Here is a 13454-nt window from a genome sequence, read left to right as displayed (position 1 = left end):
CGTTTGTTCAGAGCATGAAGACCGTGATCGTACACGTGTCCCCTACGGAAAACTGGGGCCACCCTCACATGGAGGGTGGCCCCAGCGCTTCGTCCGGTCGACGGATCGACTAGTCGCCGTTACCCGGCATCGGCGTCGTCTTCTGGATCTGCAGCAGGAACTCGCCGTTCGACTTCGTCTGCTTCATCTTGTCGAGGAGCAGTTCGATCGCCTGCTGGGAGTCGAGCGCGTGCAGCACACGGCGCAGCTTCCAGGTGATGGCGAGCTCGTCGCTGCCGAGCAGGATCTCTTCCTTACGGGTACCGGACGCGTCCACGTCCACCGCCGGGAAGATGCGCTTGTCGGCGAGCTTCCGGTCGAGCTTCAGCTCGGCGTTGCCCGTGCCCTTGAACTCCTCGAAGATGACCTCGTCCATGCGTGACCCGGTGTCCACCAGCGCGGTGGCGAGGATGGTCAGCGAACCGCCGTCCTCGATGTTGCGGGCCGCACCGAAGAAGCGCTTCGGCGGGTACAGGGCGGTCGAGTCGACACCACCGGACAGGATGCGGCCGGAGGCCGGCGCCGCCAGGTTGTACGCACGGCCCAGACGCGTGATCGAGTCGAGCAGCACGACCACGTCGTGGCCCAGCTCGACGAGCCGCTTGGCCCGCTCGATGGCCAGCTCGGCGACCGTCGTGTGGTCCTCGGCCGGGCGGTCGAAGGTCGAGGAGATGACCTCGCCCTTCACCGACCGCTGCATGTCGGTGACCTCTTCCGGACGCTCGTCGACGAGGACGACCATCAGGTGGCACTCGGGGTTGTTGTGCGTGATCGCGTTGGCGATCGCCTGCATGATCATGGTCTTGCCGGTCTTCGGCGGGGCCACGATCAGACCGCGCTGGCCCTTACCGATCGGCGCGACGAGGTCGATGATGCGGGTGGTGAGCACGCCCGGGTCGGTCTCCAGACGGAGCCGGTCCTGCGGGTAGAGCGGCGTCAGCTTGTTGAACTCCGGGCGGCCACGGCCGTGTTCGGGCGCCATGCCGTTGGTGGAGTCCAACCGGACCAGCGCGTTGAACTTCTCGCGGCGCTCGCCGTCCTTGGGCTGCCGGACCGCACCGGTGACGTGGTCACCCTTGCGCAGGCCGTTCTTGCGGACCTGGGCGAGCGACACGTACACGTCGTTCGGGCCCGGCAGGTAGCCGGAGGTCCGAATGAACGCGTAGTTGTCGAGGATGTCCAGGATGCCCGCGACGGGGATCAGGACGTCGTCGTCGGCGAGCTGCGGCTCGGGGGTGCCGATCTCGTCACGGCCGCGACGGCCACGACGGTCCCGGTAACGGCCGCGACGCCCACGGCGTCCGCCGTCGAAGTCGTCGTCGTCCTGCGGGCCGTTGTCACGCTGACGGTCACGGTCCTGGCGGCCGCCGCCCTGCTGCTGGCCCTGCTGCTGGCCGCGGTCACGCTGCGGCTGACCGCCGCCGCCCTGCTGCTCGTCGCCCTTGCCCCGACGGCCGCGCTCGGTGCGGTCGGTGCGGTCGGTGCGGTCGGTGCGCTCACCGCGGTCACGGCCGCGCTCGCGGCGGCCCTGACGGCCCTCGCCCTGGTCACCGGCGTCGGCCTTGACCTCGGCCTGGGCCGGCGTCTCGGCCTTGGGCTCGGTCTTCGCCTCGGCGGTGACCGTCTCCGGGCTGCCCGCGTCGGCGGTGGCACGGCGTCGACGGCGCTCGGTGGGCGCCTCGTCACCGCCGGCCGGCTGGCCGGGGATCTCGATCTGCTGCTGGGCCACGGCCTTCTCGGCGGGCGCCTCGGCCTTCTTGGCGGCGGCCTTCTCGGCCGGCGCGGCGTCGTCGCCCGTGCGCGCCTTGGAGGTGGCGCGGCGCTTCGGCTTGGTCTCGGTGGCCGCCTCGGCCTTGGCCGGGGCGCCCCCTCCCGCCTGCGCGTCCTTGATGACCTCGATCAGCTGGCTCTTGCGCATACGCGCGGTGCCCCTGATGCCGAGGCCGGATGCGACCTGCTGCAGCTCGGCCAGCACCATGCCCTCTAGGCCGGTGCCGCGGCGCCGCCGGGAGCCGGCACCGCTGGCAGGCGCGGCGTCCGTGGCGGGCGCGGCAGCGGTGTCCTCGACACGTGCGCCCATCAGATCGGTGGTGTCGCTCACGAAGGGTCCTTCCCTGGAGCGGACGTCGGCCTTCTGGCTCGGCGACCGTTTGTGCTGTCCGGCTTCGGCCCTGTTCGGGTGGACCGTGCCGGGGCGGTGGTCCGCCAAAGGCGGCGGAGGAAATTTCTGATGATTCGGCGCTTTCCGGGCCGTGGCACTGAGTGTCTGTGTCACGCGGCTCGGCAACGCGCCGGTTCCGGAGCCTGCTCGGCAGACCGCTCAGTGCCTGCGTACGGCGTACAGCTTGACGTACGAAGCACAGTGCGGCTTGGGAGACTCCCGGAAGAAAGGTTGTCCCTGACGGGGACGATAAGCACCTCGCCATGGCTGGGGCAGGTGCAGACTTGAGGTTAACACTACCGGATCCAACAAACATTCCCCCTCTCGAAATCCCGCAACCGGACTCCGCTATTCCTCGGCACCGTCGGCGCCGGGTCCGGTGACGGTGGTGGTGAGCGGCAGGACGCACGCCCCTCGGGCGTCGAGGTCCAGCCGGTTCGCGGCCCAGCCCGCACCCGCGAGATCGGCCACCTTGTCGGCGCTCGCGTGGTCGGCCAGGGCCAGGACGGTGGGTCCCGCGCCGGAGATGACGGCGGGAATGCCGTCGGCCCGCAGTCGCTCGACCAGGGCCGCGCTCTCCGGCATGGCGGGCGCCCGGTACTCCTGGTGCAGCCGGTCCTCGGTGGCGGGCAGCAGCAGCTCGGGGCGCCTGGTCAGGGCTTCCACGAGGAGGGCCGCCCGGCCCGCGTTGGCCGCTGCATCGACGTGCGGGACGGTGCGCGGGAGCAGTCCGCGCGCCGTCTCGGTCAGAACGGGCTTCCCGGGCACGAAAACCACCGGAACGATGGAATCCGCGGGCTTCATCCTGATCGCCCGCGCGGCGCCGCCCTCCATCCAGGAGAGCGTGAAGCCGCCGAGGAGACAGGCCGCCACGTTGTCGGGGTGCCCCTCGATCTCGGTGGCCAGTTCGAGCAGCGCGGCGTCGTCGAGCCGGTTGTCGCCGCCTATGGTCACGGCGCGGGCGGCGACGATGCCGGCACAGATGGCGGCGGAGGAGGAGCCGAGGCCGCGGCCGTGCGGAATACGGTTGGCGCAGACGATTTCCAGGCCCCGGGGCTGTCCGCCCAGCAGGTCGAAGGCGGTGCGCAGGGAGCGGACGAGCAGGTGCCGCTCGTCGCGCGGGAGGGTCTCGCCGCCCTCCCCCGCGATGTCGACGTGCAGGCCGGAGTCGGCCACCCGGACGACCACGTCGTCGTAGAGCCCCAGCGACAGGCCCAGGGCGTCGAAGCCCGGACCGAGGTTGGCGCTGGTGGCGGGGACGCGCACCCGTACGGCGGCGGCGCGGAACGCTGGACCGGCCATCGCTCGATGACTCTCCTTGAACTGCGGGATTGACGATTGTCGAATGACATTCGATGCGTACGTGAGGCCCCTGCGGCCGTTCAGGACGGCGCGGCGCCGCACCCCTGGGGGGCATATGCGGCGGGCGGGTTCACTACAGCCTATCGAAGGAAGGTTCTGTGGCGACATAGGGCGCACAAGAGGCGCACGATGCGTGTCGTAAGCCCCCCGTGCACCCCCTGTCGGGTCCTGTCAGGGTTATCCCCCGGGAATCGTCGTCTACGCGCGACTCCCAGGTCTTTTCGAACGGCTGGACGAAGGTTACGCCAGGCCGAGGCGCTCGGCCGCCGTCGCCGCGTCCACCGGGACGGTGACGGGCTGCGGGGCGCCCGCGACGGCCCAGTCGGGGTCCTTGAGTCCGTTGCCGGTGACCGTGCAGACGATGGTCTGGCCCGGGTCGACCTTGCCGTTCTCCGCGGCCTTCAGCAGACCGGCCACGGAAGCGGCGGAGGCGGGCTCCACGAAGACACCCTCCTGAGCGGCCAACAGGCGGTAGGCGCGCAGGATCTCACGGTCCGTCACCTCGTCGATGAAGCCGCCCGACTCGTCCCGCGCCGCCAGGGCGTAGTTCCAGGACGCGGGGTTGCCGATGCGGATCGCGGTGGCGATCGTCGACGGGTCCTTGACGATCTCGCCGCGCACGATGGGCGCGGAACCGGAAGCCTGGAATCCCCACATGCGCGGGGTCCTGGCCGCGATGCCGTCGGCCGCGTACTCCGTATAGCCCTTCCAGTACGCCGTGATGTTGCCCGCGTTGCCCACCGGCAGGACATGGATGTCGGGGGCGTCGCCCAGCATGTCCACGATCTCGAACGCGGCGGTCTTCTGGCCCTCGATGCGCACCGGGTTCACCGAATTGACCAGCGCCACCGGGTAGTTGTCGCTCAGTTCACGCGCGAGGGTGAGGCAGTCGTCGAAGTTGCCGTCGACCTGGAGGATCTTCGCGCCGTGCACCAGGGCCTGGCCCATCTTGCCCAGCGCGATCTTCCCGCGCGGGACGAGCACGGCGGAGACCATGCCCGCGCGGACGGCGTAGGCGGCCGCGGAGGCGGAGGTGTTGCCCGTGGAGGCACAGATGACCGCCTTCGCACCCTCCTCCTTCGCCCGCGTGATGGCCATGGTCATGCCGCGGTCCTTGAAGGACCCGGTCGGGTTGGCACCCTCGACCTTGAGGTGGACCTCGCAGCCCGTGCGCTCGGAGAGCACCTGCGCGGGCACGAGGGGCGTGCCGCCCTCGCGGAGCGTCACGACCGGCGTGCTGGCGGAGACGGGCAGCCTGTCCCGGTACTCCTCGATGATTCCGCGCCACTGGTGGGTCATTGCTGGTTACTCTCCTTCAACCCGCATGATGCTGGCGACACCCCGCACGGTGTCGAGATTGCGCAGTGCCTCGACGGTCCCGCTGAGGGAGGCGTCGGAGGCGCGATGCGTGACGACGACGAGAGAGGCCTCGCCGCCGCCGTCCGGCCGTCCTTGCTGCCGCACCGTATCGATCGATACGCCGTGCTCCGCGAACACGGTCGCCACCTGGGCGAGAACACCCGGTTTGTCGGCGACGTCAAGGCTGATGTGGTAGCGGGTGACCACGTCACCCATCGGCGAGACCGGCAGGGCGGCGTACGCGGACTCGCCGGGGCCGGTGGCGCCCGCGAGCCGGTTGCGGCACACGGCCACGAGGTCGCCGAGCACGGCGGAGGCCGTGGGGGCGCCGCCCGCGCCCGGCCCGTAGAACATCAGCTGCCCGGCGGCGTCCGACTCCACGAACACGGCGTTGTAGGCGCCGCGCACGGAGGCGAGGGGGTGGGTCAGCGGGATCATCGCGGGGTGCACGCGCGCCGTGACGGAGCCACCGTCCGCGGCCCGCTCGCAGATGGCGAGCAGCTTGATGGTGCAGCCCATGTTCCGGGCGGAGGCGAAGTCGGCCGACGTCACCTCGGTCATGCCCTCGCGGTACACGTCGTCGAGCCGCACACGCGAGTGGAAGGCGATGCCGGCGAGGATCGCGGCCTTGGCGGCGGCGTCGAACCCCTCGACATCGGCGGTCGGGTCGGCTTCCGCGTATCCGAGGGCGGTGGCCTCGTCGAGGGCCTCCTGATACCCGGCGCCCGTGGAATCCATCTTGTCGAGGATGAAATTGGTGGTGCCGTTGACGATGCCCATCACCCGGTTGATCTTGTCGCCGGCGAGGGACTCGCGCAGCGGACGGATCAGCGGGATGGCGCCGGCGACGGCGGCCTCGTAATAGAGGTCCTTGCCGGCCTCGCCGGCCGCGGCGTGCAGCGCGGCGCCGTCCTGGGCGAGCAGCGCCTTGTTGGCGGAGACGACGGAGGCACCGTGCTCGAACGCGGTGGTGATGAGGGTGCGGGCGGGCTCGATACCACCGATGACCTCGACGACGACGTCGATGTCCCCCCGTTTGACCAGGGCGGTCGCGTCGGTGGTGACGAGTGCCGGGTCGATGCCCGCACGCACCCGCGAGGGCCGCCGGACGGCCACGCCCGCGAGTTCGACCGGGGCACCGATGCGGGCGGCGAGGTCGTCGGCGTGCGTCGTCATGATGCGCGCCACCTCTGAGCCGACTACCCCACAGCCCAGCAGCGCCACCTTCAGCGGACGCGTACGCATCATCCGACCTCGTTTCCTCACATACCGACATACCGAATACGGTGGAACCAGTCTCACTCACCGGACGGGAGTTTCTATCCCTCGTCCGGATCGTGAGACATCTATTTCATTTTCACCGGGCCGGAAGACGGAGATCTTTCGGCCCGCGGAACTCTTTCGGCCCGGTGCTTTTCCTGCCCGAAGGAGCCGTTCAGCCGACGTCGAGACGGAGGAGATCCTCCTCCGTCTCCCGGCGGACGATGACCCGGGCCTGTCCATCATTGACGGCGACGACCGGCGGGCGCAGGACGTGGTTGTAATTGCTCGCCATCGAACGGCAGTACGCGCCGGTCGCCGGCACGGCGATCAGGTCACCCGGTGCCAGGTCCGCCGGCAGGAACGCGTCCCGCACCACGATGTCACCGCTCTCGCAGTGCTTGCCGACCACGCGCGCGAGCATCGGCTCGGCGTCGGAGGTCCGGGACACCAGCGCGACGCTGTACTCGGCGTCGTACAGCGCGGTGCGGATGTTGTCGGACATGCCCCCGTCCACGGAGACGTACGTCCGCAGCCCGTCCAGCGGCTTGATGGTGCCGACCTCGTACAGCGTGAACGCGGTGGGCCCGACGATCGCGCGTCCCGGCTCGACGGAGATCCGGGGAGTGCGGAGCTTCGCGGCGTCGCACTCACGGTTGACGATCTCGGTGAGTGCCTTGGCGATCTCGTGGGGCTCGCGGGGGTCGTCGGCGCTGGTGTAGGCGATGCCGAGGCCGCCGCCGAGGTCGATCTCGGGCAGCTCGACGCCGTGCTCGTCACGGATGTCCCTGAGCAGGCCGACGACACGGTGGGCGGCGACCTCGAACCCGGACGTGTCGAAGATCTGCGACCCGATGTGCGAGTGGATCCCGATGAGTTCGAGCCCGTCCAGCTTGAGCGCCCGCCGCACGGCCTCCGCGGCCTGTCCGCCGGCGAGCGGGATCCCGAACTTCTGGTCCTCGTGGGCGGTGGCGATGAACTCGTGCGTGTGGGCCTCGACGCCGACGGTGACCCGGATCTGCACCCGCTGGCGCCGGCCGAGCGACTGCGCGATGTGGGCGACCCGGACGATCTCCTGGAAGGAGTCGAGCACGATACGGCCGACGCCGGCCTCGATGGCCCGGTGGATCTCGTCGGTGGACTTGTTGTTGCCGTGGAAGGCGATGCGGTCGGCGGGCATCCCGGCGGACAGGGCGGTCGCCAGCTCACCGCCTGAGCACACGTCGAGGTTGAGCCCCTCCTCGTGCAGCCAGCGCACGACGGCCCGGGACAGGAACGCCTTCCCCGCGTAGAACACGTCGGCGTCCTGCCCGAACGCCGTACGCCAGGCGCGCGCCCGCGCCCGGAAGTCGGCCTCGTCGACGAAGTACGCCGGCGTACCGAACTCCTCCGCGAGCGCCTTCACATCGATCCCACCGACGCTGACGACCCCGTCGTCCGCGCGGGTGACGGTCTGCGCCCACACCTTCGGGTCCAGCGTGTTCAGGTCGGCGGGCGGGGCGGCGTAGTGCCCCTCGGGAAGCACGTCGGCGTGACGGGGACCGGCGGGGTGTGCGGAACGGCTCATGTCAGTACGGCTTTCTGTGAACTCTGGGCTGCGGCGCGGAGGGCCGGCGACCGGGGCGTGGCCTTGGCTGGGCCTTGGCTTCGGGCCGGGCCTGGGCTTGGGCTTCGGCTCGGGCTTCCGCTGGGGGCGGTGGGCCTTCGGCGGTGGGCGTCGCCGTTCGGCTCTCGGCTCTCGGCTTTCGGCTTTCGGCTTTCGGCTTTCGGCTGTCTGCTCTCGGCTGTCTGCTCGGTGGCTTGGGGCTTCGCGGGCTCGCTCAGAGATATTCGGGTGCGTCGATGCCGAGCAGGGACAGGCCGCCGGCCAGCACCGTCCCGGCGGCTTCGGCGAGCGCCAGCCGGGCCCGGTGGGCGGCCGAGGGTTTCTCGTCGCCGCGCGGCAGCACCGTGTGCTGGAAGGCGAGCAGGGCGTCGGCGAGGACGACCAGGTGCCGGGCGAGTCGATCGGGAGCGCGGAGGGTGGCGGCTCGGGTGAGGGCGGAGGGGTAGGTGGTGAGGGCGGTGACGAGGGGGGTGGCTGTGTCGGGGGTGGCGGTGGGGTCGGTGGGGTCGGCGGTGCGCTTGGTGTTGATGGAGGAGGTACGGAGGTCGCCCGGGGCGCAGGGGGTGTCCAGGGGCCCCGGAGCGGCGGTGAAGCCGAGGGCCGCGGCGTTGCGGGTGAGCGCGCGGGCTCGGGCGTGGGCGTAACGGACCCGGAAGAGGGGGTTCGCGGCCCGCTGCACGAGGAGGTCGGCGGTGATCCGGGGGCGGTCGTGGGCGGCCGGATGCAGGAGGGCCCAGCGGAGGGCGTCGGGGCCGAGGGGGGTGGGGTCCTCGGGGGCGGGGACGGGGCGGAGGTCGATGGGGGTGAGGCTGGGGGTGGGGCTGGGGGTGGGGCTGGGGGTGGGGGTGATGGTCCCGCCGGGGCGATCAGGGGCGGGGGGTTCGTGCGCGAGGTCTGGATCGTCGGCGTTCGCGGGGCCGTCGGGGCTCTGGGGACCGTCGAACTTGCCCTCGTCGGCGACGGCCTGGGACCGGATGTGATCGACCTCGACGCGACCGCCCTGGCTGGCGACGATCCGCACGAGCGCGTCGGCGATGACCTCCGCACGGATGTCGTACGGGATCCGCAGCCGGACGACCTGCCCGGCGAGGGCGTCGCCGTGGCCGTACGGGAGGGGATCGGAGCCCTCGCCGCCCTGGGTGGCCCCGGCTCCCTGAACGCTGCCCGCCGTCCCTCGGATCCGGCGTACCAGCGTGGTGACGGCCACCCGTTCGAGATGGAAGTTGAGGAACCCGGGGCCGGTGATCTCGACGGCGGCGACGCCCGCGGTCTCACTGAGGTGGGGCCGCAGTATCTCGGCGACCCGCAACGGCGGCCGCCCGGCGGGCCTGGCCAGCTGCAACGCGATGTTCGTCGCGTAGTCCCCGCTCCCCCCGGGCCCGGGGGGAGTCACGACGGCATGTGCGGGCACGGCGACGCTCAGCTCCCCTTCGTCCACAGCACGACGCACCGCGCGCAGCACGGTACGGGAGAGCTCGACGGGGGTCACGGGACAAGGGTATGGGAGGAGGGGGGTGGGTATGCGAGCCGGTTTGGCCTGAGGTCCGGGATGTGGACAGGGTGGGGTGGGGCGCCTGCGGCTGAGGCGTCTACGAGGGGACGGCGACGGGGCGACGCGTCATTGGCTGACGGGCAGGGCCGGCGTTTCGAGGTGTCCACGGCTCCCGGAGGTTCCGAGGCCCCGCAACCCGCCGTCCCGCAGTCCCGCAGTCCCGAAAACTCCCATGCACGCGGAGTTCAGCTGCCGGTGCGACCGGCCCGCTCCGCGCACTCGGTGTGCTCGGCGTGCTCGGCGTGCTCGGTGCCACCGACTGGGGCGGGACCGTCGCCACCGATCCCGTACGACGGCTCGGCCTCACCGTCGCCGGAGGTCCCACTCTCCACCAACTGCCGTACCAGGGCTACGAGTTCGGCTGGCTCGAAGGGCTTGGCAAGGAACGCGTCGACGCCGACGTCGAGCCCGGCCTCGACCTCGTACTGCGAGCAGGCACTGACGATGACGAGCGGAAGGCGCCGCGTCCGGGGGTCACTGCGCAGCCGTGCGGCGGTGCGGAGGCCGTCGAGACGGGGCATGACCACGTCGAGGGTGATGAGGTCTGGCCGCACCTGGTGAACGACGTCCAGGCACTCGGCACCATCGGCCGCGGTCACCACCTCGAAGCCCTCCAGCTCGAGATTGACCCTGATCAGCTGCCGGATGACCTTGTTGTCGTCTACAACAAGCACCCGGCCGGACGCGCCTGACACAACTCGAGAGTAGGTCCGCCCCCACCGCCGCGTCCGGGTTTTCCCCACTTCCACCCCCTGCGGGCGGTCTCCCCCAGCTCAACCCCACCCTCCACCCACCAAAAACCGTTCATGATCTCCCTCGGAGAGCTGGTAGGGTTCTACCCGTCGCCGCCCCACAAGGCGCCCGACACGCCCCCGTAGCTCAGGGGATAGAGCAACGGCCTCCGGAGCCGTGTGCGCAGGTTCGAATCCTGCCGGGGGCACCTTGCATGAGGTGCCCAAAGACCCCGCCATCAGCGCTTTCGCTGAGAACGGGGTCTTCGCGTATGTGCAGCCGTGTGCCGCTCGGAGCGGCCGTATGTCGGGGGCTGTGGACTATGTGTGGACTGGCCGCAGAGCACGAATCCGCAGGTGGGGCCCGGGAAACGACGAGGCCCCCGGACCGGAGTCCAGGGGCCATCATGCCGCAGGTGTGCGTGAGGAGTGCGTGGGTCAGGGCCCGACGCCGGGCCGGTCCTCCTGGCCGTCATCCTCGCCGAGGAGTTCGGCGATCCGACGGTTGGCGACGTCCTGCCGACCGTCGAGGCACTTGGCGTACCGGCTCAGGAGCACTTCGACGCTGTTGCCCGCGCGCTCCGCTACCTCGGTGGGGTCCACACCAGCGTTGAGCCAGGAGGAGAGCGCGGCGTGCCGCAGGTCGTACGGTCGAGCGGCCAACGGCGAGGCCACCTGCTCGGGCGTGAGCGCCAGGTGCCGAGCCTCGTCCCAGACGCGCCAGTAGGTAGTGGAAGCGACCACTCCCCCGCGTTCGTTTGCGAACATCCGTCCGTCCTTGGCGGTGCCGAACTCCTTGATGTGGGCGAGGAGTATGCGGACGAGGCGAGGCGGGATGGGGACGATCCGGGTTTCGTTCGCGGGGCGGTTCTTGAGGCCCCGGTTGTCGTGCACTTCCCCCGTCCCGGTCCAGCGCTTTCCGACGGTCGGGCGGGTCTTCTCCAGAATCAGCGAACCCCAACCCGCATCCGGCAATGTGCAGTCCGGGCGTCGCAGACCCACGGCTTCCGCCGGCCGCAGCCCACCGAAGTACATACAGGCGAAGAGAGCGACGAGGCGGCGCCCACGGGCCCGGCGGTAGCCGCCCACGTACGAGACCGCAGCGAGGAGGTCCCGGGCTTGCTGAGGGTTCACCACAACCCGGCGGTCCACTTCCTTGGTGACCTTGGGCAGCTTCCACTTCACGAGCGTCACGGGGTTCTCAGGCAGCTCCCCCAGTTCGACCGCGTAGGCGAGGGCGTTGAAGAGGACCGCTCGCTTTCGCCGCACCGTTTCGGCAGCCGCCGGATCCCCGGAAAGCCTGAGCTTGAGCGAGTCGAGGACACGGCGGATGTCCGCCGGATTCTTGAGCATGGCAAGCGGCAGCGAGGCTTTGGCCACCCATCGAAGAGCGTTCGCGATGTCCACCGGGGGCTCGTCCTCGTCCCCGGCCTGGACGACGAAGGCCCAGCCGCGCAGAGCACGCCGCAAGATGTCGTCGGCCGGACGCCCAGGCCGATCACCCAGGAGTTCAGTCGTGACGAGGGTCATGGTCTCGTTCAGACTGTCGCGGGAGTTCGGAGCGGCGTGCGGCCACTTCATGGCGACGTACGCCCGCGCGAAGTCGTACCAGGTGCGGGACTCTTTGGCAGGTGCCATGGAGTCCGGCAGCCCGGTTTCCGTGTCGAACGCCTCGCCCTTCTGAGCAGCCCGGAGAAGCTTCGCGCGGAAGTTGTCGGCGAGCGCCTTCGTCCGGAAGGTCTCGGAGAACGGCGGGACATCGCCGACTTTCCATCGCACGTCGTAGGACGGCGTCTTGTACGGCCGCTTACGGATGCTCCACACCTTCACGTCATGCGACTTCACGCCGCCTCCCCGAGTCCGTGAAGCCAGGCAGTGAAGTCACTGCGCCAGAAGCGGAGTTCACCGTTCGGAAGCTTGATCGCTTCTGGAGCCTGTCCCAGCTCACGCCAGCGGTAGAAGGTGCGGCGAGAGATTCCGCCCAGCTCGGTGAGGACCTGCGGGACAGTCATCAGTTCGTCTCGTCGGCGATCCACGCCGAGTCTCCTTCCGTGTCGGTGTCGGGGACAGCGGGTCGCCGTGAGGTGGCGAACCAGGTCTCAGCAGCGGTCAGGCCGGTTCCGGCAAAGCGCCAGTGGGAGAGGACGAGCACGGTGTCCGGGTCGGGCAGGGGGTGGCCTGCTTCGGCAGCGCGTGCGCGGGTGAGTGCTTCGTTGTGGTCGGCGCGTTCCTGGCGGAGGGCGCCGAGGGTGACGGAGTAGGCGCGGGACTTGGTGGAGAAGTGGCCGCGGAAGCCGAGCATGTGGGCCCACTTGCGCAGGCGTAGGTCTTCGAGTTCGGGGCGGGCTCCGAGGTGCCAGCAGGTGAGGATCAGCTGTCGGGCGTGGTCGGTGACGCCGGATCCGATCAGGTCGGTGATCGGGTTGCGAATGGGGCGGTCGAGGGTGCCGGCCGTCTCGGCGCCCTTGGTGGCGTACTTCGCGATGTACGAGGCGACGGCGCGGCTGGAGAGTTCCGAGGTGCCCGCGAAGTCGGCCGAGTGGATGGGGCGGACGTCGAGCTGTTTGCCGAAGCGGAAGGTGTAGGGGCGTGCGTCGAGGACAGGGCCGGGGGCTTCGGCGAGGCGCGCCGACGTGCGGATTGTGTCGGTGAGGAGTTCGGTCGTCGCCCAGGGCGGTGGGGTGTCTTCAGCGCCGTCGGGGCCGTCGAGGCGGATGACGGCATGGAAGTGGACGGCACCGCGTTGCTGGTACTCGGCGACCTTGGCGTACGAGACCTTGAGGCTGTCGCGGAGCTCCGAGCGGGTGAGGCCCGCACGGGCGGCGAGTTGCTGGCGCAGGTAGGTGGTGAAGCGGGCCCAGAGCGCGCCAGCGTGGGCGTTCCAGAGGACTGCGGCGCGGTAGTCGTAGCGGTCGGGGTCCAGGGGTGTGCCGAGTGCGGGGTCGTCGTCGGGGTGGAGTCGGCCGCAGCGACACCGGCCGCCGCCGGGGCGGTTGTGCACAGGACCGAACGAGGGGGCGGTGAAGGTGGCGAAGACGCGGGGGTGTTCTGCGACGGCGGGACCGATGCCCTTGCCGCCACTGAGCCCGGCCGTGACGAGTTGGAATGTGTCCTTGCGGTACACCTCGGCGCAGGTGGCGCACCGGGTGGCACGGCGGTTGTTGCAGCGGATGAGGAGCTGTCCGGCCGGAAGGTCGGTGTCAACGATCTCGCGGACGATCTCACCCGTGGCGGCGTGGACGTCGAGCCGGTGGCCCTCCATCCGTACGGGCCGCTCGCAGCCGCCGAGGCGCTGAATCTGGCGGGCGTAGGCGCCGAGGTCGCCGTGTCGGGCGAGGGTGGTCAGGTGACGGATGGCTCCGAGGGGAGCCGGGGGGTGCATGC

General features: G+C 70.5%; 10 protein-coding genes and 1 tRNA gene. 1 reads left to right on the top strand and 10 read right to left on the bottom strand.

Translation table 11 applies throughout. From position 1 onward, the window contains the following. Positions 1 to 109: 109 nt before the first annotated feature. The 7 genes from rho to H4687_RS31795 all read right to left on the bottom strand — a co-directional run bounded on the left by rho (position 110) and on the right by H4687_RS31795 (position 10013). Positions 110 to 2140, bottom strand: a complete 2031-nt coding sequence (gene rho, locus H4687_RS31825; protein WP_192781742.1) for a transcription termination factor Rho — start codon at positions 2138 to 2140, stop codon at positions 110 to 112. 408 nt (positions 2141 to 2548) lie between these two features. Then, positions 2549 to 3502 carry a homoserine kinase gene (gene thrB / locus H4687_RS31820; RefSeq protein ID WP_046917290.1) on the bottom strand — a complete coding sequence of 318 codons (954 nt, stop codon included), beginning with the start codon at positions 3500 to 3502 and terminating at the stop codon, positions 2549 to 2551. Positions 3503 to 3802: 300 nt separating this feature from the next. After that, positions 3803 to 4861 (bottom strand): threonine synthase, encoded by a 1059-nt coding sequence (gene thrC, locus H4687_RS31815; protein WP_046917291.1) that lies wholly within the window; start codon positions 4859 to 4861, stop codon positions 3803 to 3805. Positions 4862 to 4867: 6 nt separating this feature from the next. Continuing rightward, positions 4868 to 6166, bottom strand: coding sequence for a homoserine dehydrogenase (locus H4687_RS31810; protein WP_028796530.1), 1299 nt, complete (start codon positions 6164 to 6166; stop codon positions 4868 to 4870). A 190-nt stretch (positions 6167 to 6356) separates the two neighbouring features. Beyond that, positions 6357 to 7748 (bottom strand): diaminopimelate decarboxylase, encoded by a 1392-nt coding sequence (lysA, locus tag H4687_RS31805; RefSeq protein WP_046917292.1) that lies wholly within the window; start codon positions 7746 to 7748, stop codon positions 6357 to 6359. Positions 7749 to 8001: 253 nt separating this feature from the next. Further along, positions 8002 to 9276 (bottom strand): ArgS-related anticodon-binding protein NrtL, encoded by a 1275-nt coding sequence (nrtL, locus tag H4687_RS31800; protein ID WP_192781741.1) that lies wholly within the window; start codon positions 9274 to 9276, stop codon positions 8002 to 8004. 248 nt (positions 9277 to 9524) lie between these two features. After that, on the bottom strand, positions 9525 to 10013 hold the full coding sequence (locus H4687_RS31795; protein ID WP_050399638.1) for a response regulator: 489 nt from the start codon (positions 10011 to 10013) through the stop codon (positions 9525 to 9527). 194 nt (positions 10014 to 10207) lie between these two features. Here H4687_RS31795 and H4687_RS31790 point away from each other — a divergent pair. Beyond that, positions 10208 to 10279, top strand: a tRNA-Arg gene (locus tag H4687_RS31790). Positions 10280 to 10508: 229 nt separating this feature from the next. Here the strand turns inward: H4687_RS31790 and H4687_RS31785 are convergent. The 3 genes from H4687_RS31785 to H4687_RS31775 are packed head-to-tail and all read right to left on the bottom strand — an operon-like array spanning position 10509 to position 13452. Then, positions 10509 to 11915, bottom strand: coding sequence for a tyrosine-type recombinase/integrase (locus H4687_RS31785; protein WP_046913277.1), 1407 nt, complete (start codon positions 11913 to 11915; stop codon positions 10509 to 10511). After that, on the bottom strand, positions 11912 to 12082 hold the full coding sequence (locus H4687_RS31780) for a helix-turn-helix transcriptional regulator (RefSeq protein WP_005480293.1): 171 nt from the start codon (positions 12080 to 12082) through the stop codon (positions 11912 to 11914). The genes H4687_RS31785 and H4687_RS31780 overlap by 4 nt, the downstream gene beginning before the upstream one ends. Continuing rightward, positions 12082 to 13452, bottom strand: a complete 1371-nt coding sequence (locus H4687_RS31775; RefSeq protein WP_046913276.1) for a replication initiator — start codon at positions 13450 to 13452, stop codon at positions 12082 to 12084. The genes H4687_RS31780 and H4687_RS31775 overlap by 1 nt, the downstream gene beginning before the upstream one ends. Positions 13453 to 13454: the final 2 nt, after the last annotated feature.

Origin of the sequence: Streptomyces stelliscabiei (genome assembly GCF_014873495.1) — a bacterium.
GTDB classification, from domain to species: Bacteria; Actinomycetota; Actinomycetes; order Streptomycetales; family Streptomycetaceae; genus Streptomyces; species Streptomyces bottropensis.
Note: the sequence above shows the minus strand (reverse complement) of the source record. Positions and strands in the feature narration are given on the sequence as shown.

Excerpts from the sequence above, each read along its gene's own strand:
- H4687_RS31780 (WP_005480293.1), bottom strand. The coding sequence starts at position 12,082 with ATGACTGTCCCGCAGGTCCTCACCGAGCTGGGCGGAATCTCTCGCCGC.
- H4687_RS31775 (WP_046913276.1), bottom strand. The coding sequence starts at position 13,452 with ATGCACCCCCCGGCTCCCCTCGGAGCCATCCGTCACCTGACCACCCTC.
- lysA (WP_046917292.1), bottom strand. The coding sequence starts at position 7,748 with ATGAGCCGTTCCGCACACCCCGCCGGTCCCCGTCACGCCGACGTGCTT.
- H4687_RS31810 (WP_028796530.1), bottom strand. The coding sequence starts at position 6,166 with ATGCGTACGCGTCCGCTGAAGGTGGCGCTGCTGGGCTGTGGGGTAGTC.
- thrB (WP_046917290.1), bottom strand. The coding sequence starts at position 3,502 with ATGGCCGGTCCAGCGTTCCGCGCCGCCGCCGTACGGGTGCGCGTCCCC.
- thrC (WP_046917291.1), bottom strand. The coding sequence starts at position 4,861 with ATGACCCACCAGTGGCGCGGAATCATCGAGGAGTACCGGGACAGGCTG.